Genomic DNA, 20,227 nt, shown 5'->3' with positions numbered 1-20,227 from the left:
CTAACCACCATTAATTATAATGACTCATTAGATATTTTTTATCATGGAAAAAGACTCTGTCCCATTAAAATACGCCCGGACCATGCTTAACGTGGCGGAGGCGCAAGGTTACAACCTAAACACACTCGTGGTTTCGTTGAACTCTCCTATCGATATCCTTGATCCAGACATAGACCCCAATACACCAGTACCGTCACAGGTTTATACCAATATTTTCAATTATGTAATGTGGCTGCTTCAGGACGAATCATTTGGTCTTGGTTTAAAACAAAAAGCCCATACTGGCACTTTTCGTATGATGTGCCTTACGATTATTCATTGCAACAACCTTGAGCAAGCCATGCGTAGAGCCGCCGAGTTCAACGCTTTTTGTCGAACATTGAGTGGTGAAAACAGCGCTTTTGACATTAATCCTATCTACCGTTTAGAAGATGGTACAGCCGAATACTTATTCCCCAGTAACAATGAATTATTAGACCAAGAATCTGCCGACAACATTATAACGATGGCGCACTGTGTGGCCATTTGGCGACGATTTTGTGGCTGGCTAATTGGCAAAAATATTGAACTGGTTCAGGTAAATTTTCAAACCAGCGCACCAAAAAATATTTCGTATCTTCAGCAATTATTTAAATGCGATTTACACTTTGAGCAACCGGCCAATAGTTTTCGTTTTCCGGCCAATTATTTACTCGCCCCGCTAGTGCATACAGAAGATTCACTCAAAGAATTTTTACGTAACGCGCCCTATCATCTACTTGCTTCCAATGAGGAAGATGAAAAAAGCATTCTCTCACAAATGAAGCGCATCATTGGCAATGATTTTAGTCGTGACTTTTTAAGCGTAGTAGAGATGGCTAATCATTTGCACATGTCAGTCAGGACACTGCGCCGCCGCTTAAAAGATGTCGGCACTACTTACCAACAATTCAAGGATGATTTGCGCTGCAATGCGGCAAAAAGCTACCTAAGTCGACCGGAGTTAAAAATTAATGCGGTATCAGCGTTATTAGGCTTTGATGAGCCCAGTGCATTTCATCGATCATTTAAAAAATGGACGGGGATGACGCCAGGTGAATTTCGCAGCAACCAACAACAAGAACCCAATTAACCACTAAATGACTGATAGTTAACATCGCTAACGCTAGCTCCAAAGTGCCAAGCCACGTAAAATAAGCTCCCTGCTAGCTCAGAACATTACCCTAATGGACCAACTCGAAACTGCATTCGCCTCGCTTCAACTGGAACGTCTTCCACTTGAGGCCAATACTAAAAACTTACGCGCCTGGGATGCTGCTGACGAGCTAATGCTTACCCACCTTGATCAGCACTCGATACTTACACCAAACAGCTCAATATTGATAGCAAATGATAATTTTGGCGCTCTAGCTTGTAGTCTTCATCAATACCAGTGTCATCACTGGGGCGATTCATATATCAGTCATCAGGCTATTTTACATAATCAACAGCTTAATCAACTCACACCAGCAGAACACACACTATCCAGCATGACACCCTTACAGCACGAATACGACGTAGTGCTATTGAAAATCCCCAAAAGTAATGCCCTGCTGGAACAACAGCTCATCGACTTACAAACAGCTATCAACACTACAACTATTATTATCGCCGCCGGCATGGTGAAATACTTAACTAAAGCACAGTTACAATTATTTGAAAAGTATATTGGTACGACTACCACCTCACTAGCCAGTAAAAAAGCCCGATTAATTTTCTCTATACCTAAAGAAAAAAATGAAATAGGCAAGCTTCATCGCGAACCCTATCCCAGCATAATTACAATTGATGAACTCAACTTGGTATTAAGCAATTATGCCAATGTTTTTTCCCGTGAAAAGCTGGATATCGGTAGCAGGTTTTTCTTGCAACAGTTTCAGCATATGCCACTGGCAGAACATATCGTAGACTTAGGGTGTGGCAACGGACTATTAGGTATTATGGCTCAGCGGCAACAGCCCAATAGCCAACTCTATTTTGTCGACGAATCCTATATGGCGGTAGCCTCAGCCCAGCTTAATTATCACAACAATATCAACCCTTCAGACATTAATGGCGATAAAACCCCAATCTTTAAGGCTGGCGACGGATTAGAGCCACTGGCAACAATGCCCATCGAGCTGATACTGTGCAATCCACCATTCCACCAAAATAATACCGTTGGTGACCATATTGCCCAAAACCTGTTTCATCAAAGCCACCAGCACCTCAGTCAAGGAGGGGCACTGTGGGTCGTAGGTAATCGACACCTGAATTATCATATTACGCTAAAGCGTATTTTCGGCAATTGTCGCACCGTTGCCGGCAACCAAAAATTTGTTGTACTAGCCGCCAATAAACGATGACAGTTACAGCAATATTGTATTTTTTTTGTGCATAACCCAATTGGATGACGTTTTACCATGACCATCAACGTACTATTTGTTTGCTTAGGCAATATATGTCGCTCCCCGGCTGCGCAAGGCATATTTGAAAGACTGGTGAGTGAAAAAAACCTGGCTACGAGTATTTCGGTTGATTCATGCGGCACAGCACCGTTTAACGTTGGCAAACATCCAGACCCGCGATCAGTCGCTGCCTCAGCCAGAGCTGGATATGACATTAGCCAACAAATTGCTCGGCAAATCGATGATCAGGATTACTCGACTTATAACTACATCATAGCAATGGATAGAGCTAACTTAACGAATGTACAAGCATGGGCACCTTCAGACTATCAAGGTGAAATCAACTTACTCATGCACTACAGTCAACGTGGGGGTAACAGGCAAATCCCTGATCCTTACTACGATGATGAAGAGCAGTTTGACAAAGTGATTGTGGCGATCGAAAAAGCGTGCAGGCATTTACTTAGCTATATAATCAATAAACATGAACTTCTACACGATAAATAAAACGAAAATTTACACAGGTCCATTATGAAATTTGTTTTATCCACCTCATTCAGCACAGTCAGTCATCTTACACAAATTGCCCCTGTGGCTGACGAGGCTGGCTGGGAAGCAATGTCTTTTTCTGATCATGTGGTCCACCCTGAAAAAATATCAACACCCTATCCTTATACCAAAGACGGTAGCAGGCGCTGGCAAGCATTTACCGATTGGCCAGATCCATGGGTAATGGTTGGCGCCCTGGCCACCATAACAAAGCGATTACGTTTCACCAATAATGTTTTTGTTCTGCCTATGCGCAACCCATATTTGGTCGCAAAGGCCATCAGTACAGCTGCAGTTGTTTCTAACAATCGGGTTACTCCTGCAATTGGTGTGGGCTGGTCAAAAGATGAATTTGAATTAATGCAACAGGATTTTCATACTCGAGGAAAACGTGCCAATGAAATGATAGAAGTCATGCGCCTATTATGGTCTGGTGAAATGGTGGAATATCATGGTCAATACTATCAATTTGATAAACTGGAAATGAATCCGGCGCCAACAGAATATATTCCGATTTGGTCTGGCGGAATCAGTTCTCCAGCAATGAAACGTGCCGCCAGAATTGCCGACGGCTGGGTAACAGACTTACAAACTTCTGACGAAATAATAGACTCAATTGCCAATATCCAACAATTACGTAAAGACTATGGGCGCGACCACCTACCTTTTGATGTTATGGCCACACCTAGCGATGCATTCACCATTGATGCCTATAAAAAATTAGCCGATGGCGGTGTCACTCATATTTTAACCCAGCCTTGGCCGTTCTATCATGGCGACACACAAGACATTAACAAAAAAATTGACGGGATAAAACGCTATGCAGATGACATCATATTGCCGATGAACAAATAATTCAGGCTAAGTGAATGCACGTATAATAAATAGCTAATCAGCCTGTAAATACGCCATCAATTTTTCTTCACGCTGCTGTGACCTTAAAATTAAATTTTTAATTTTTTTCTCATGATAAAAAAACCACTGTCCTGACCCACGAATCCGACTGGCATTCTCATAATTCACTTTCTGATAGACATCCAACAGCTGGGTGTAATCCTGCTCACTCTCTCCAGATAGCTGATACATAACGCGAAAATTTTCATTTATCGTTAAAATAGACTTATCTTCCATTTTATCCAAATAATTAGCATATTGTTTTTCTGCCTTCTGTTTAACACCTTCAATATTTCTGGAAAACATTTCAAGCTTATTGACCGGCTTTTCGGCGACAATACTGCTAGTTTGTTTGTGCGCGTTGGCTAAGGTAATAATGCCTACCACAAAAATAATTAGTATTACAGGGATGCATGCTATTGCTATCCAAAATTGCTTACTTGCTTTAACAGCGACGACTTCAATTTTATCTTCAAGCGTCTGCTCTTTCGGAGTGTCTTCATCTCTGTTATCGCCTGCCATATCACACCATTTAATTAACTAATTTATCAAGTTTAGCTTTACGAATCACACTGGCATCTTTTAAATCATCCAACGCAGCGGCATGCGGAACCAGCCATTTTTTTGAACCTTGATTCATTCCTGCTAAATTACTAGAACCAGACTTTATTGCTTCGACCAACAGCTGATAATCCTCCTCTCTAGCTGCCAGAAAATCACGGTAAGGAGCTGATTTTTCAGGACTGCAATCATTAGCAATTTTATCAAGCTGCTTGGTATATGCTGATATTTTCTTTAGCTCGCTTTTTCTAAAATCGGCTAACAACATTAACTGCTGTTCAAGAGCAATAAATTGCTCTTCCATTGGGTCTTCCTCTTCTATTTCAGTGGCGGCTGTTAATTCAGCAATTCGTAAAAACATGACTGTCAAACCGGTAGCCATCACAGTAATCAACAAGCCTGAAATTGATAACACCACAATCATCAATATTTTATTAGTTGCTGCTTGCTTTTCCACTTTCTTTAATAGCTGGACAGGGTTCTCTTCCTGTTGCTCGTCATCATCTGCCATTTATTTCTCCAGCGTGAGTAAATTAACATTATCGTTTACATACGTGCTTAATATTATCACCACCAATCTTCAGGCTGATGATCTATTTCATCTTGCATGAGATGGCGAGCAACCGAGAGCAACTCCTCTCTAGTTTTAAATGGCCCCCCGGTCAACACATATTTTCCATTAATCAAAAAGGTCGGGGTTGAACTAATACCAGCCTCTTTCATTACCGCAAAACTAAGGCCAACTTTCGACTTTATCTCTTCTGACTCATATAAATCATTAAATTCGTTTTCAGAAATACCATTGGATTTAAATAAACTGGCAATACGACTGCGATGAAAGTCCAAGTCCTGACTTGAACGCGAAGCCAATACCCGAGTAAACAGCTGCATATGGAAGTCGTGCCCTAACTCAAGTTGTTGTGCAATAAAAAAAGCATGAGCATGAATGATCATAAGGTCATTCCAAATCGCAGGCAGACGCCCAAACTCCAAATTAACCGGCAATGTTTTAATCCAGTCTTGCAGGAAAGGCTCGAAGCGCTCACAATGAGGACAACCGTACCAAAATATCTCTATCATATTCGGCAATGGTGATTCGCCAAAACGAATAGGGGTATTCAGTACTTTATAATCAATACCCGCAACATACTCGGTACCATTAACAGTTATAGTAGTTGATTTATGCTGCTCACAAGCCAACAACATAGTAGCTAACCATACGCCCAGGAATAATTTTTTAAACATTCATCACCTATTAATTTATTATTATAGTGTATTCGGCATCACAAAAAGTGCAATAGCTTCGCTGTGCGCCGTGTGCGGAAACATATCAGCCAGCATTAATTTTTCCAACTGGTAGCCAGCAGCAAGTAATTCTTTAGCGTCACGATAAAGGGTGGATGGATTACACGAGATATATACAATATGCCTAATACCCATCCCCCTATTTGTTGACATAGTGATAAAGCACCAGACCTGGGCGGGTCCAGGACCGCCTTGTTGTAATCTCCAACTACATTTACCTTGTCTGACATCAGGTTTCGACAATGAAATGTAGCATTATCAATACCATTAACTTCAGCACTAATAACCGCTTTTGCAACCATTGCAGGCACTAACTCATAGCCCGTAACACTAGCTGCGAGCTGCGCCAGCGGTAAACTAAAATTACCAATACCACAAAAGAAATCAGCAACGATGTCCTCATCAGTTAGTTCCAGCCATTCCAATGCGGTAGCAATAAGCTGTTGATTAATGACAGGGTTAACCTGAGTAAAATCATTAACAGCAAAGGGTAAGCTTACATCATAGCTATCAAGGCGGTATTCAAATTGCTGCGGCTGTAGCGGCCATACCGACATAATTTCAGGCTGATTTGCCGATATTATATTTATACTCATACTCTGTTGGTGTGCGAAAACCCTTAAACTCTCTATATCGTCATCCGGTAAGCTCGTTTTACAATTTAGCAGTACGCCATGCTTGCCTGCACTATCCTCAACCAAGGTTAACTCGGTAACAGCTTTACGCTTTCTTAGGACTGAGATCAAAGTTTTAAGCATTGGCAGCTGCTGGTTGATACTCTCGTAGACAATGTGGCAGCGATCAATATCAACTAGATTATGACTTTCGCGCTGCCTGAATCCAATGGACAAGCCATCACGATTGGCACTTACTGCAAAGCGCGCGCGATGACGATAATGTGCTGGTGGCGCCGATAGAATTAGTTCGGATATTATATTCTCGTTTGCTAATAATGGCCTAAATTGTGAGGCCAAGCGTTGTTGCTTATGCCTTAACTGCTGCGAGTAATCTAAATGCTGCAGACTACAGCCACCACACTGCTGGTAGTAATGGCATTCAGGTATAACCCGATCAGCTGAAGCCTCTTTTATCGCAAGCAAATCAGCTTGATCATAATCTTTGTGCACTGAGGTATATCGAGCGGTGATTAGCTCACCAGGGAGCGCGCCAGCAACAAAAACACGCTTGTTTTTATTACAAACTCGCCCACTTTCCCCTATAGCTACAGCTATACCACGACCATCGTCGGCAAGAGATTGAACACGAAGCAAATGACTACCTGCAGGCACTTCACGCTTTGACGGTCTGAACGTCCTGAGCTTAGAATGACCTGCTTTGGATTTAAATTTAGCCAAGGGAAACACCCTGCAATATTTTCATCGAGCGACTTCGCGGACATACAACTCTCATAGATCCAACTCCAACCATTGCGGGTAATGAGTAAAATACAAGGCCGTTCTAATAGTGAGCTGATCGAAATTTAGTCCAGCTATAGCACTTGTGGGATCTTTCAGTAGTTGCTGCAAATACACCGAAAGATGCAACTTATAATCTTGTAGCTGTGACCGATGGTGACTCAGCTCTCTACTTAAAAACTGCTCTTTTGATTCTTCCGCTAAAGGCATAGACGTTTTATAATCCACAATCCATACATCATGGTTTGAATCTATAAAACAGCGATCGATAACCTTTTGTTTTAGCAAGCCAGCAAAACTGGACAGCATCGGCAGCTCAGTAAAGGCTAACAAGTGGTCATTAGCTAACAGCCAAAGCCCTTTTTGATCATTTACCGTGTTGTTGACTGCCTGCACAATACGACAGCTAGCAGTAGTGATCATTTCAGGTGGAGTCTGATGATAGTGCAGCAATGCTTGAAGCCAACTCGATTGTTGTTGGGCATCCATCGACCGCCAAAAATCCACCCCTTGATTCGCCAGCACTTCTAACACCCAATGACTGACCGTTCCAATTAATACTGGCAATGAATCGGTAATAATATCCGGAATATTATCGCCAGCTGAGTCGTATTCAAAGTCCAGATAAAATTCTTGAAGCGGGTTGGGTGACGACATCAATGGTGCACGCCAATCAGCAATAAGCCGCTGCAAAATTCCCTGGTGGCTGACTGATTCAAAGTCCAAGCCAAATTGTGTGACTTCATTGTTGCTTGCCGCAGTCGGGACAAACCACTGTACTTGGTCAACTAGAGCCGACCAGGCATCGATGATTAAACTACTTTTAGCTGGCGATTTTGGTTCACCGCTTCTGGCATCTAACTCAACAGTTAATAAACAATATAATTGTCTAATCGCTCTGGTTGCTGCAACATATAATAACCGGGTATTTTCAAGCTGTGTTGACTGCGACTGCTCGTAGCGTAAATGTTGATATATTTTATCATCGACATCACCGCTGGCGCCGAGGGGACTAATTAATAAACCATTTTGAACATGCGTATCAGTCACCGAATGGCTTAGATATTCGCGCCATAATAACAGTGATTTATCATCACTACGGGGGGCTCTAGCCAAACCCGGTAAAATAACGCAGTCAAACTCAAGACCTTTAGACTTATGTATTGTCATGATCGAAAGCTGATGGTGAGTTGATTGGGGCCTGGCGTAGAGCTGACTAACGGACTGTTCAAACGCATCTATTGACGCAATCGACTCGCCCTGCTGATGGCTTTCTAGCATATCAAGATAATCATCAACCATAACAAATTCATCGCTACTGGCGACACAAGCAGCACCACCCAGCGCCATCCATACACCTTCTACCCATACTCGAAATGAATGACGCTGGCGGCCGGTAACCGCAGCATTAAGTATCGGCAACACTGCCGATAACCGGTTGCGTCCGTGCTCAGACAACGCTGACAAAACAACAGATGACTGCAACGCTGAATAGACACTTAGCCTGGTTTCAGCAACTAACAAACTATGCAGGTCATGATTGTTCAAGCCTAACCAAGGAGTGCGCAAGAGTGCCGCCCAACTAATATCATCACTGATATTAAGCAATGCTTTAGTTAAAGTGAGCAGGTCTTTAATCAATCCATAACTTGCCAGCGGGTCAATGTCGGTAGCACTCCACTGAATACCTGCCCTATGCAAAGCGGGAATAATTGCTTGTAAATGCCCACGACTTCTAACCAATATAGCAACACTGCCATTAGCATTTTCAGCTTGAAACTGCTGTACCAACTTTACCACTTGAGCAGCCTCTTCATCGCGCGCATTGTCACCAGCGAATCCGAGTACCTTAATGCTACTATCCGTAGTTGCAGGATTAAAGGCCTCAGCAAACTCAAAGGGCACAGCACCACGGGATAAATTTTCCAGCTTGGGAAATGCTTCACTAAAAGTGTTATTAACCCAATTCACTACCGCAGGATCAGAACGAAAATTCACCGTCAGCCGTAGGTCATCTAATAAAACACCATTGACACCGTGTTTTTTTGCTTCCAAAAATAGACCGACATTGGCTTGCCTAAACCCATAAATCGATTGCATACCATCACCGACAATAAACAAGGTATTTGGTTGCTCAGGGTGCGCGGCATTATATTCATCCCAACCTTCTACTAAACGTTGCAACAATTGAAACTGAGTACTGGCAGTGTCCTGAAATTCATCAACCAATATATGGCTTAAGCGATAATCCAGCTTCATTGCCAATTCACTAGGCCTTAACCCGTCACCTAATGCCTGCAAAGCGGCCATGGAAATCTGACTGTAATCCACTTCGCCATGCTGCTGAAATACCAGCGTTAATTCAGCTACTAACAGCGGCAGCAGGCGACTTAAGGACTCCAACATTTGCCACTGACTGGGTTCATATTTTGTGGCTGGTAGAAAACGTAAATCTAATAAATTGGCCCGTAAACTATCAATTAAAGATAGATTTGCTAGCAAAGCCATAAATTCAGTTTTTAATGTTTTCGCTAAGGCCTTATCCCCATCCTCGGTTTCAGTAGGGAAACCGGATCTTCTATCAACACTCTTACGCCACTCATTGGTTTTAGTCAGCAACAATTCAGCAATAGCTAGCCACTGTGAGATACATTCAGGCTCGGGAGCTGGCAGATCGATATTACCCGCAAGAGAAGTGATAGCCGAATCTGCATTCTGCCACTGTAGATTACAACCGGCATAATCCATTAACGGTAGCAACTCGACAGCCCAAGGCATTAATTGCGCATGCAATGCAGACAGTACATCACGATGCACCTGCTCCAGAACAGCTTCGAGTTGTAGTTTAGCCTTGGCAACATCCTGACCAATACCAAGATGTAACAACCACTGATCTCTTTTTTGCAGCAACGTAATTAGCAAGCGCTCTAACTTGGCCATATCGTTATCGACATGGACAAGCAAACCCGCTAAATCGTCGGCAATAAAATGATTGCTTTCGAGTTTATCGAGCAAGTTATGTACTGCAGTCTGGTAATACGGTTGCGGGTTATCTGCTATTTTCGGTTGCGCACCAAAATTAGATAAAATAGGCATTTGACGGGTCAAATTAGCACAAAGACTATCAATGGTTTGAATTTTTAAGCGCGAGGTGTTACTTAATAAATTCCAGCCTAGCCGATCATTTTGCATTAAAGCATCTTTCGCCAACCGCCAGGTTAATTGCTTATGCCCCGCTTCTGGCTCATCAGCAACCAAAGCAAACTGTAGCGCAGCAATAATCCGGTGATGCATTTCTGCAGCAGCTTTACGAGTAAAGGTGATCGCCAATATTTCTTCAGGCTGTTGTGCACGAGAAAGTAATTTTAGCACTCGCTGACTCAGTAATTCTGTTTTTCCAGAACCAGCAGGAGCAGTAACACAGATCGAACGTAAAGGATTTAATGCTGCCAAGCGCTGGTCATGATCAACAGGTAGCATCATAGTGTTCCACCTGCCAACAAGTCTTCATCCTCTTGCAGAGGGTTAGACTGATGCTCTACTCTGCACAGGGGTGACAAGTGGCAATACAAGCACGTTTTAACTGGCTGCTTCGGGTCAACCTCAGCCTTACCACTAATAAAATCATTCGCCAAGGCTGTTAATACTTTTCGCCATTGCTGCTGTAATTGCGGCCAGGCCATCACCCCTGCATCGGTTTTTATCTTATCGCTCCACTGAATAGCAGGCTCAGCACAATCCTCACTCCCCACACCTTTGAGCTTGCAAGCAGAAAGATTTATTTGTGCATAAGCAATGCCGGCCACTTGCTTTTCGGCTTGGTCAGCTAGCGTGCTATACAAAGGTAATTGTGGCTCATCGGGCCGCTCACCCCACCAGCTGGCGATATTACTGTTAGCCGTTTTGTAATCGATGATTAGTAAGCTACCATCATCTAATCGATCGATTCGATCAATCCGCGTTTGCACCGACAAGGCCTCGTACTGAAAAGCCTTTCTGTCTTCGATACTCTCGACGGTAAAATTTTCGCGGTCTTTTTCAACATTAAGCCAGGCAAGCAGTAATTTTTGCAAGCGCATATTTTCTAACTGTTGGTAACGCAAGCCAAATCGTGCAGGGATTCTTTGGGCGAGTTCATTTATGGCATAACGACTACAATCTTCACACAGTGACTGCAGAGCCGACTCATCCAACACTAGCAATGTCTGCTGGTTTTTTAATTTTTGCCAGAGAAATTCCAAAGCACGATGCAGCAAACTACCTCGATCTGCAGCGCTTAAACCTAAAGCTGGCTTATCCAGAGGCTTCAATACCAGCCGGTGCTGGGCAAATGCTCTGAAAGGACAAGCCGATTGACTGGAAAATATGCGACTACCACCACTGACCGACTCACCTTCCACTAATGAAGGCGCATTACCGGGTTGCCACTGTTGCAACTGCTGAGATTCATAATGACGGCGCCGAATTTCATTAATCGGTAATAGTTGCAATAACGGGCGACCTAATAACTCAGTAATAGTGCGGCGCGGAAATGCGTCGAATAAACGGCTAACTGAAGCAGGACTGTTATCAATACTTAACGGCGAACTCACAACTATATGATCAGCACTATGAATAAACCGATGCGTTAATTCCTGCGCGTATAGCAACTCACGCTCTGCCGTTGCATGCGGCATCTGCTGCTCGCGCTGCAAACCAAAAGGGATTAAAGGATTTGGCGCAGGTGACTGCGGCCATTGCTGCTCGGACATGGATTGCAACCACACATGCGTAAACTGTAAACCAGCAGCTTCCAGGGTACCCAATACCTGCAACGAAGAATCTGCTGTTTGTGGCTGGAAAATCTGTTTGCCAAGAATCGTTCTAAGTTGGCTTATTGCTTGAGTAGCATTGACAGGTGCACCGACTAAATCAAGAGCAACAAAGGTTTTCACTACCGCATGCCATTGCGTCACTTGCTGAAATTCAATGCTATCGAGGCGACGATCACCAGGCCAACCCAGTATCTGCAAAGTCTCACTAAAGAGCGTATACCACTGCTGATAAGTACGCGATTTATAGTGGTCACTTAACCGGTTATTAGTTGATATAGCCTGCAAGCTATTAACAAAGTGCCAGTCATCACAGCAATGTTTTTTTGCGGCACTTTCAGCTAACTGTCTGAGCCTTGCGGTAGTCAAAGAGTATTCACGCTGCTCTCGGAGCAAACGAATGAGTCGACACACAATGGCATCATCGCTTGCACTTAATCGATGGAATGGCGATTGGCACAACAGCTCGATCGAGTCTAATGACATGCGGCCAGTCAGCAATTCGAGCGCATTGAGTGCAAAATTAATAATGGGCGCTTCTGCCAGCGGATATCCTGCTGAAAAATTAAATGGCAGATTTCGTCGCGACCTAAGCCGCCCATCTTCATCTAACGGAATATTATAGCCGGGTTCAAATACCTGCTGTAAAATTCGCTCTACTTTGAGCCGCTGTTGTGCCAAATCAGGAATGACAATTGCCACCGTAGCCGCAGTATTTTGTTTTAATATCTGTTTAGCCCAAACTGCCGCAGCGACTATTTCTTGTTGGATATCTTCGCACTCAACAATGCTGACCTCGCCCGCCTGACGGGAGCTTTGAAATAAGTGAAATTGTCCTGCAGCTTTCAGTAGTGCTTTATCGGCAGGGGCAATATCATCAAAACCGACACCAATAATACTGTCCTCTCCCAATAATAACCCATCGCTATACGCTTGCGAGACCCTACGCTTTACTTCCAAAGCTGTGATCCAGCCTCCCGTTAAGCACAGCTGATCAAATTGTTTAATCCATTCCAGCAACAGCGCTGAATCTTCATCACCGGCAAATCGTTGATGTAGTTGTTCAGCGTATAAATCTTGCTGCCAATCAGACAAAACCTTATAGGCGGCAGCGGCTTGTTGAGCTGTTGCAGCTGGACGCAGCAAGGCCGCCCCAACATTCGAGGTGACAACCACTTGCTCCCAAAGTATTTGCTCCTGCGCCTGCGATAGCGGACGCACTGACAAAGCCAGCGGATTTGCAGCCATTAGCAATTGCTGCCAGCATTGGTCGACCCATTGCTGCAACGAATAAACCTGCGGGGCGCGCACAACTTTTAATCCACGGTGATGACAGGCGATATTAAACGCCGTACGGATACGGCTGGCCAGCCGCTGGTTAGGCGTCAATATGAGCTGCCCACTTAATAACTGCTCGAAAATTGGCTCAACATCAAAAAGTGAAATGAGTCTTGGCATGATTTTATTCTTAGGGAAGTATTAGGTTCTTATCAACACCCCAGTAAATGACCGCTGCAATGTAGGATAATTCTAAGCCAAATTGTAACTGTGATAACTGCAAAGTTATAGCGTAAACAACATATTATCTTGGCCCTTAAGACTTAAATAAATAAGAAGTTTTTCTCTAGAACAACCCTATTGCTTACATTTTCGGCTACAATTACCGGCTTTATTATTTGGGTAAGATATGCCCGCGCCAATTACTGTATAAAACGGGATCAACAGAGCATGAGCACTACCGTCGTAGACAATTTAAATGTGGAATCGCAGGAAGTATTGATTACCCCGCAACAACTTAAGGCCGATCTCCCCATGTCAGCCGCGGCAGCCGATAGCATTGCCAACAGTAGAGAAGTCATTCGCAATATTCTGGACGGCACAGATCACCGCTTATTTATCGTTGTTGGCCCCTGCTCTATTCACGACGTTGATGCTGCTTTAGATTATGCCAAGCGCCTACAGGCCCTTGCCGAGGAAGTAAAAGATACACTGTACATTGTCATGCGCGTCTATTTTGAAAAGCCACGCACCACCGTGGGCTGGAAAGGTCTGATTAACGACCCACACCTGAATGACACTTTTAAAATCCACGAAGGTTTACATATCGGCCGTAAATTATTGCTTGATGTCGCTGAAATGGGCCTACCCACTTCCACCGAGGCGCTGGATCCTATTTCACCACAGTACATGCAAGACTGTATCGCCTGGTCGGCAATCGGTGCCCGCACCACTGAATCACAGACCCACCGTGAAATGGCCAGCGGTCTATCCTCTGCCGTCGGCTTTAAGAATGGTACAGATGGTGGCCTGGATGTTGCGATGAATGCCATTCAATCTGCCAGCAAACCCCACCGCTTTTTAGGCATTAACAGCCAGGGTCAGGTTGCTATTATTCATACCAAAGGTAACCCTTACGCGCATGTCGTGCTTCGCGGTGGCTCCAATGGCCCTAACTATGATTCCGTGCATATTGAACTCACCGAACAGGCACTGGCAAAAGCCGGAGCTGCTAACAACATCATGGTTGACTGCTCACACGCTAACTCCAGTAAACAACCGAATCTGCAACCCAAGGTCATGGAGGATGTCAGCAATCAAATTGTCAGCGGCAATAACTCAATAGTTGGCTTGATGATTGAATCCAATATACACGCGGGCAACCAATCTATACCTGATGATTTATCGCAATTACAGTATGGTGTATCAGTAACCGATGGCTGTATCGACTGGGAAACTACATCGGAGTCTATCAAAGCCATGCGCGACAAACTGAAAGAACTACTCCCAGCCAGAAAACGTTAAGCGCATAAAAGCAAAAATGCCGCGCCAGTCGCGGCTTTTTTCACCTTAAAGCTAACCCGTTTTAATGACAGTATGAAAAGGACAGAAACTGCGGGCATAAAAAAACCGTGGCGAGCACGGTTGTTTACTTTTATCCAGTTTTGAATAAAGCATTATCGTAAGAGTTAAAGACAGGCTCTAATTCTTAACAGGCTTGAGATAACCAAACCCAAAGCAGCAATCAAAGTACCAATTTAAAACTCGTGCTAGCACGAAGCGTTAAAACCAACACTTTAAATAATACTTTTATAAAATATTTATAAAAGTATCTAAACAGTACTTATAAAGGTACTACGTTTTCTGCTTGAGGGCCTTTTTGACCCTGAGTTACGGTGAACTGAACTTTCTGGCCTTCAGCCAAAGTTTTGAAACCTGAAGAGCTGATAGCACTAAAGTGTACGAACACATCAGGGCCAGACTCTTGCTCGATAAAACCAAAACCTTTGCTTTCATTGAACCACTTAACGGTGCCAGTAGTTTGATCAGACATATTACAATCCTATTTATTTATTGAAATTGCGCCTTCATCGCTTAAGCGAAGACACTATCGAAATCGATAATATCACACACAATAGCAACAAAATATTGCGATGCGATGTTGGCAAACTAGCTGGGAAATATTGGTGTTACTTATGATAAACAGGACGAAGTACTACCGCGGAACATCGTTTTGATTGAACATAAAAACAAGCCGTATTTACAAGCTATAAAGATTGTAACTGCTTATAACAGCTCGTCAATGATTTTATGGCATTTTTGCAGGAGAATTTTACGTGCAACCTGCACCAAAAACAGGCCTAGATATAGGCCTGTGAGCGATCGGTATGATCAGTCATATCGCGAACCGCAGTTAGCTCAGGGACCTGTTCAAGCAAGGATTTTTCCACCCCGTCACGCAAAGTGGCTTCAACCATTCCGCACCCCTGACAACCGCCACCGAACTTAAGAATAGCGACACTGTCTTTAGTAACCTCAATCAGGGACACTTCTCCGCCATGAGAAGCTAAAGAGGGATTCACTTCATTGTATAAAACATAATTAATGCGATCTTCAATCGGACTATCCGCATTAACTCTGGGTAATTTTGCATTAGGTGCCTTAATGGTGAGCTGACCACCCATTCGATCCTTGGCGTAATCAACAAAAGCATCTTCCAAAAAAGGCACACTGCGCTGCTCAAACCGGGCGTTAAACTTTTCATACTTGACCAGTACGTCTTCAGCTTCGCAATCATCCTCACGGCAGTAAGCAATACAGGTTTCAGCCTTTGGCGTGCCAGGGGCATTCACAAACATGCGAATACCAAGCACATCACCCTCTTGACCTGCCAATAGCTCCGCGAGGTAATCCTGAGCGGATTCCGTTATGGTTAATTTTAACTCTGTGTTTTGCTGTTCAACTGCTTCTGACATTGCTGCGGTAAACCCTTAATGTTGTGGACTGATCCGTCTATTATGACTAAATCTTTACTGGCCAAAAAATTCAACCAGCAATCTATATCAAAATATTTCAATATAGTTTATTATGCGCCAATCTTAATCCCAAGCAGATATACCAAGGAATAATTCCGCTGCCATTATACTGCTTTCGGGACTCTATAGAGAAGCTGTAATTAGTAATATTTACTCTAAACAACATTAATTAAGCCCTTATTTTCTAAGGGCTTTTAACCAAAGTAACGAGACCATGAACGATAGAAAACAGCGCTTAGAAACACTATTCAACGCTCTAGACCAGCGCATTCTAGTATTAGACGGCGCCATGGGTAGTTTGATTCAAAGTTACCAATTGGAAGAAGCCGATTACCGCGGCGAACGATTTTCAGACTATCACATGGACATCAAAGGTAATAATGACCTGCTCAGCCTGACTCAACCGCAGATAATTGAAGAGATTCATACCGCATATTTAGCGGCTGGCGCTGATATTCTGGAAACCAACACCTTTAACGCCACTCAGGTATCGCAAAGTGATTACGATATGCAGTCACTGGCCCGTGAACTGAACGTTGCCGGCGCTCAAGTTGCACGTAAAGCTGCCGATGCGATGACGGCTAAAACCCCCGATCGACCTCGATTTGTTGCAGGCGTCGTCGGTCCGACTAGCCGCACCGCGACATTATCGCCTGACGTGAACGACCCAGGCTTTCGCAACATCACTTTTGATCAACTAGTGCACGATTATTCAGAAGCTACTGAGGGCTTGATTGAAGGTGGCGCGGACATCATCCTGATTGAAACTATTTTTGATACCCTGAATGCTAAAGCTGCGATTTTCGCTGTACAAGGGGTTTTCGAAAAACTGGGCATCACCCTGCCTGTTATGATTTCGGGCACCATTACCGATGCCAGCGGCCGGACCTTATCAGGCCAAACTACCGAGGCTTTCTGGTATTCAGTTGCGCACGCCAAACCTTTATCGATCGGACTCAACTGCGCACTGGGAGCCAAAGAACTACGTCAGTATGTGCAAACGCTGGCGACCATTGCTGACGTCCGCGTCAGCGCGCACCCTAATGCAGGCTTGCCGAATGAATTTGGCGAATATGACGAAACAGCAGAAGAAATGGCTGCGATCGTCGAAGAGTTTGCCGCCAGCGGCTTTCTCAACATTGTCGGCGGTTGCTGTGGCACTACACCTGAACACATACAAGCTATTGCTGATGCTGTAGCCAAGCACCCTCCACGCGCTATTCCCGACATTAAACCCGCTACCAGAATCAGCGGTTTAGAACCTTTTGTCATCGACGAAGACTCACTCTTCGTCAACGTAGGTGAAAGAACCAACATTACCGGGTCAGCAAAATTTAAACGTTTAATCCTGGATGAGGATTATGACACTGCGCTCGAAGTCGCCTTGCAACAGGTAGAAAGCGGCGCACAAATCATTGATATCAACATGGATGAAGGCATGCTGGATTCGCAGGCCGCTATGGTTCGGTTTTTACATTTAATTGCCTCAGAACCAGATATCTGCCGTGTACCCATTATGATCGATTCATCAAAATGGGACATCATAGAAGCGGGCCTCAAATGCATACAAGGCAAAGCCATCGTCAATTCTATTAGCTTGAAAGAAGGCGAAAAAGAATTTATCGAACGAGCTAAACTGTGCCTGCGCTATGGCGCCGCAGTTATTGTGATGGCGTTTGATGAAGATGGCCAGGCTGATACTGAAACGCGTAAGAATGAAATCTGCAAACGCTCCTATGACATTCTGGTTGAGCAAGTGGGCTTCCCGCCACAAGATATTATTTTTGACCCAAACGTTTTTGCTGTGGCAACCGGTATTGATGAGCACAACAACTACGCCGTGGATTTTATTAAAAGCTGTGAATATATTCGCCGCGAACTTCCCCACGCCAAAATTTCTGGCGGTATCAGTAATGTCTCGTTTTCATTCCGTGGTAATAACCCGGTAAGGGAAGCAATTCATGCCGTATTTCTCTACCACGCCATCAAAGCGGGCTTATCGATGGGCATAGTGAATGCTGGACAACTCGCTATTTATGCTGACATCCCCACTGAATTGCGTGACGCGGTGGAAGACGTCATTCTAAACCGCCGCGAAGACAGCACAGAACAATTATTAGAATTGGCGCCCAAATATGCAGAAGCAGGCACCGTTCGCGAGGAAGAAAATCTTGAATGGCGTGATCTCCCGGTTAATAAGCGCCTGGAATACGCACTGGTAAAAGGAATTACCGCGTTTATAGATGAAGATACCGAAGCCGCCAGACAAATAGCCGCCCGCCCGATTGATGTTATCGAAGGGCCATTAATGGATGGCATGAATGTAGTTGGCGATTTATTCGGTGAAGGTAAAATGTTTTTACCGCAAGTTGTTAAAAGTGCACGGGTAATGAAACAATCCGTGGCTTACATCACGCCATTTATCGAAGCCGCAAAGGATGGCAAAGCCAGCAGTAATGGTAAAATCATCATGGCCACCGTAAAAGGTGATGTTCACGATATCGGAAAAAATATAGTGGGCGTTGTCTTGCAGTGCAACAATTTTGAAATTGTTGATCTTGGTGTAATGGTATCCTGTGACAATATTCTCAAAGCTGCCAGAGAAGAAAATGCCGACCTCATCGGTCTCAGCGGTTTAATTACCCCGTCACTTGATGAAATGGTTTATGTCGCAAAAGAAATGCAACGTCAAGGCATGGACCTGCCATTAATGATTGGTGGTGCCACCACATCCAAAGCCCACACTGCGGTAAAAATTGATCCGCAATATCAAAACTCAGGTGCAGTTTACGTAGCGGATGCGTCACGCAGCGTTTCAGTTGCCAGCATGCTCATTAACAAAGATCAACGGACTGCCTTCTTACAGGAGCGCAGTGATGAATACGCAGTTATCCGAGAGCGTAACGCCAACCGGAAGCCCAAAGCCAATAAACTCAGTTACCAGCGAGCAATCGCTAATGCGACCAAAATTGACTGGACTGACTACCAACCACCAACACCTGGTTTTCAGGGCACCAAAGTATTTGATGACTACGACCTGAATTTATTACTGGAGACTATGGATTGGACACCGTTCTTTATTAGCTGGAATTTGGCTGGAAAATATCCAAAGATACTAGACGATGAAAAGGTGGGCGAAGCAGCGCGTAATCTTTTTGACGATGCACAAAAAATGCTAAGGCACTTAATCGATAATAAGTTAATCCAGGCAAAAGCCGTTATTGGTTTCTGGCCAGCAGCACAAGTTAATCATGATGACATTGAACTCTATAGCGATGAGAGTCGCGACACTGTACTGACAACACTTCATCACATTCGCCAACAAACTGAGAAGCCCAACGGCAAAACCAATAGTAGCTTGGCTGATTTTATTGCACCGAAAACCAATGCAACAAAAGATTACATTGGGGGCTTTGTAGTATCTGCAGGGTTTGGCGTCGATGAACTGGCAAAAGAATATCAGGATAAAGGCGATGACTATAATGCCATCATGGTTAAAGCCCTGGCTGACCGCTTAGCGGAATCGTTTGCTGAACACATGCACTTGCGCGTGCGCAAAGAGTTTTGGGCTTATGCTGAAAACGAAGCGCTAAGCAACGAGGAGCTAATCAAGGAACGTTACCATGGTATCCGCCCTGCTCCTGGTTATCCCGCTTGTCCGGACCACACTGAAAAAGCGACATTATTCAAGTTATTAGATGCTGAACAGCAAATTGGCGTAAGCCTCACTGAACACTTTGCAATGACGCCAACAGCAGCGGTAAGCGGATTTTACTATTCGCATGCGGATTCACGCTACTTTGCCACCGGTAAAATTGGTAAGGATCAGGTTGCAAGTTTAGCAGAGCGTAAAGGCATGCCGCAGGCCGAACTCGAACGCTGGCTCTCACCAGTGCTGGATTATGAAGCGTAACAAGGCATAAAAAAACGGCGAAGTAGCTTAACTACTTCGCCGTTTTTTTATGCCTGACTTT

The 20,227-nt window shown here is 44.1% G+C and carries 14 protein-coding genes and 1 pseudogene; 6 read left to right on the top strand and 9 right to left on the bottom strand.

The annotated features are described in order from the left end of the window. Positions 1-43: 43 nt before the first annotated feature. The 4 genes from UNITIG_RS16375 (at position 44) to UNITIG_RS16360 (ending at position 3,809) form a co-directional block, all read left to right on the top strand. Complete coding sequence (locus tag UNITIG_RS16375; RefSeq protein ID WP_101759458.1) at positions 44-1,111, top strand: AraC family transcriptional regulator; 1,068 nt, start codon at positions 44-46, stop codon at positions 1,109-1,111. A 94-nt stretch (positions 1,112-1,205) separates the two neighbouring features. Then, positions 1,206-2,363, top strand: coding sequence for a methyltransferase (locus UNITIG_RS16370; protein WP_101759457.1), 1,158 nt, complete (start codon positions 1,206-1,208; stop codon positions 2,361-2,363). A 57-nt stretch (positions 2,364-2,420) separates the two neighbouring features. Then, positions 2,421-2,912, top strand: coding sequence for a low molecular weight protein-tyrosine-phosphatase (locus UNITIG_RS16365; RefSeq protein WP_101759456.1), 492 nt, complete (start codon positions 2,421-2,423; stop codon positions 2,910-2,912). Positions 2,913-2,936: 24 nt separating this feature from the next. Further along, on the top strand, positions 2,937-3,809 hold the full coding sequence (locus UNITIG_RS16360; RefSeq protein ID WP_101759455.1) for a TIGR03619 family F420-dependent LLM class oxidoreductase: 873 nt from the start codon (positions 2,937-2,939) through the stop codon (positions 3,807-3,809). Positions 3,810-3,842: 33 nt separating this feature from the next. Here the strand turns inward: UNITIG_RS16360 and UNITIG_RS16355 are convergent, their stop codons facing one another. From UNITIG_RS16355 to UNITIG_RS16330, 7 genes and pseudogenes are all read right to left on the bottom strand, one after another. After that, on the bottom strand, positions 3,843-4,370 hold the full coding sequence (locus tag UNITIG_RS16355) for a hypothetical protein (RefSeq protein ID WP_101759454.1): 528 nt from the start codon (positions 4,368-4,370) through the stop codon (positions 3,843-3,845). A gap of 10 nt (positions 4,371-4,380) precedes the next feature. Continuing rightward, the gene (locus UNITIG_RS16350; protein WP_145999204.1) at positions 4,381-4,866 is read right to left on the bottom strand and encodes a hypothetical protein; all 486 of its coding nucleotides are present in this window, start codon (positions 4,864-4,866) and stop codon (positions 4,381-4,383) included. A gap of 110 nt (positions 4,867-4,976) precedes the next feature. Continuing rightward, positions 4,977-5,654, bottom strand: a complete 678-nt coding sequence (locus tag UNITIG_RS16345) for a thiol:disulfide interchange protein DsbA/DsbL (RefSeq protein WP_101759452.1) — start codon at positions 5,652-5,654, stop codon at positions 4,977-4,979. 21 nt (positions 5,655-5,675) lie between these two features. After that, on the bottom strand, positions 5,676-5,849 hold the full coding sequence (locus UNITIG_RS25705) for a hypothetical protein (protein WP_159931179.1): 174 nt from the start codon (positions 5,847-5,849) through the stop codon (positions 5,676-5,678). A 17-nt stretch (positions 5,850-5,866) separates the two neighbouring features. Continuing rightward, a pseudogene (gene rlmD, locus UNITIG_RS16340) lies at positions 5,867-7,003 on the bottom strand (23S rRNA (uracil(1939)-C(5))-methyltransferase RlmD); the annotation flags it as partial. A gap of 117 nt (positions 7,004-7,120) precedes the next feature. Further along, positions 7,121-10,612, bottom strand: coding sequence for an exodeoxyribonuclease V subunit beta (locus UNITIG_RS16335; RefSeq protein ID WP_101759450.1), 3,492 nt, complete (start codon positions 10,610-10,612; stop codon positions 7,121-7,123). Then, positions 10,609-13,398 (bottom strand): PD-(D/E)XK nuclease family protein, encoded by a 2,790-nt coding sequence (locus UNITIG_RS16330; RefSeq protein ID WP_101759449.1) that lies wholly within the window; start codon positions 13,396-13,398, stop codon positions 10,609-10,611. Before UNITIG_RS16330 ends, UNITIG_RS16335 begins: the two co-directional genes overlap by 4 nt. Positions 13,399-13,668: 270 nt before the next feature. Here UNITIG_RS16330 and UNITIG_RS16325 point away from each other — a divergent pair, with 270 nt between their 5' ends. Next, on the top strand, positions 13,669-14,742 hold the full coding sequence (locus UNITIG_RS16325) for a 3-deoxy-7-phosphoheptulonate synthase (protein ID WP_101759448.1): 1,074 nt from the start codon (positions 13,669-13,671) through the stop codon (positions 14,740-14,742). 319 nt (positions 14,743-15,061) lie between these two features. On the opposite strand, the gene UNITIG_RS16320 is transcribed toward UNITIG_RS16325, so the two are convergent. Next, a complete protein-coding gene (locus UNITIG_RS16320; protein WP_101759447.1) occupies positions 15,062-15,271 on the bottom strand; it encodes a cold-shock protein in 210 nt (69 codons plus the stop codon). A gap of 307 nt (positions 15,272-15,578) precedes the next feature. Then, positions 15,579-16,193 (bottom strand): Fe-S biogenesis protein NfuA, encoded by a 615-nt coding sequence (nfuA, locus tag UNITIG_RS16315; RefSeq protein WP_101759446.1) that lies wholly within the window; start codon positions 16,191-16,193, stop codon positions 15,579-15,581. A 274-nt stretch (positions 16,194-16,467) separates the two neighbouring features. Between nfuA and metH the strand changes: the two genes are divergently transcribed. Then, positions 16,468-20,166 (top strand): methionine synthase, encoded by a 3,699-nt coding sequence (gene metH, locus UNITIG_RS16310; protein WP_101759445.1) that lies wholly within the window; start codon positions 16,468-16,470, stop codon positions 20,164-20,166. Positions 20,167-20,227: the final 61 nt, after the last annotated feature.

This window comes from Oceanicoccus sp. KOV_DT_Chl (assembly GCF_900120175.1).
GTDB lineage: Bacteria > Pseudomonadota > Gammaproteobacteria > Pseudomonadales > Dasaniaceae > Oceanicoccus.
Note: the sequence above shows the minus strand (reverse complement) of the source record. Positions and strands in the feature narration are given on the sequence as shown.

Excerpts from the sequence above, each read along its gene's own strand:
- UNITIG_RS16375 (WP_101759458.1), top strand. The coding sequence starts at position 44 with ATGGAAAAAGACTCTGTCCCATTAAAATACGCCCGGACCATGCTTAAC.
- UNITIG_RS16370 (WP_101759457.1), top strand. The coding sequence starts at position 1,206 with ATGGACCAACTCGAAACTGCATTCGCCTCGCTTCAACTGGAACGTCTT.
- UNITIG_RS16365 (WP_101759456.1), top strand. The coding sequence starts at position 2,421 with ATGACCATCAACGTACTATTTGTTTGCTTAGGCAATATATGTCGCTCC.
- UNITIG_RS16360 (WP_101759455.1), top strand. The coding sequence starts at position 2,937 with ATGAAATTTGTTTTATCCACCTCATTCAGCACAGTCAGTCATCTTACA.
- UNITIG_RS16355 (WP_101759454.1), bottom strand. The coding sequence starts at position 4,370 with ATGGCAGGCGATAACAGAGATGAAGACACTCCGAAAGAGCAGACGCTT.
- UNITIG_RS16345 (WP_101759452.1), bottom strand. The coding sequence starts at position 5,654 with ATGTTTAAAAAATTATTCCTGGGCGTATGGTTAGCTACTATGTTGTTG.
- UNITIG_RS25705 (WP_159931179.1), bottom strand. The coding sequence starts at position 5,849 with ATGGGTATTAGGCATATTGTATATATCTCGTGTAATCCATCCACCCTT.
- UNITIG_RS16335 (WP_101759450.1), bottom strand. The coding sequence starts at position 10,612 with ATGATGCTACCTGTTGATCATGACCAGCGCTTGGCAGCATTAAATCCT.
- UNITIG_RS16330 (WP_101759449.1), bottom strand. The coding sequence starts at position 13,398 with ATGCCAAGACTCATTTCACTTTTTGATGTTGAGCCAATTTTCGAGCAG.
- UNITIG_RS16325 (WP_101759448.1), top strand. The coding sequence starts at position 13,669 with ATGAGCACTACCGTCGTAGACAATTTAAATGTGGAATCGCAGGAAGTA.
- UNITIG_RS16320 (WP_101759447.1), bottom strand. The coding sequence starts at position 15,271 with ATGTCTGATCAAACTACTGGCACCGTTAAGTGGTTCAATGAAAGCAAA.
- nfuA (WP_101759446.1), bottom strand. The coding sequence starts at position 16,193 with ATGTCAGAAGCAGTTGAACAGCAAAACACAGAGTTAAAATTAACCATA.
- metH (WP_101759445.1), top strand. The coding sequence starts at position 16,468 with ATGAACGATAGAAAACAGCGCTTAGAAACACTATTCAACGCTCTAGAC.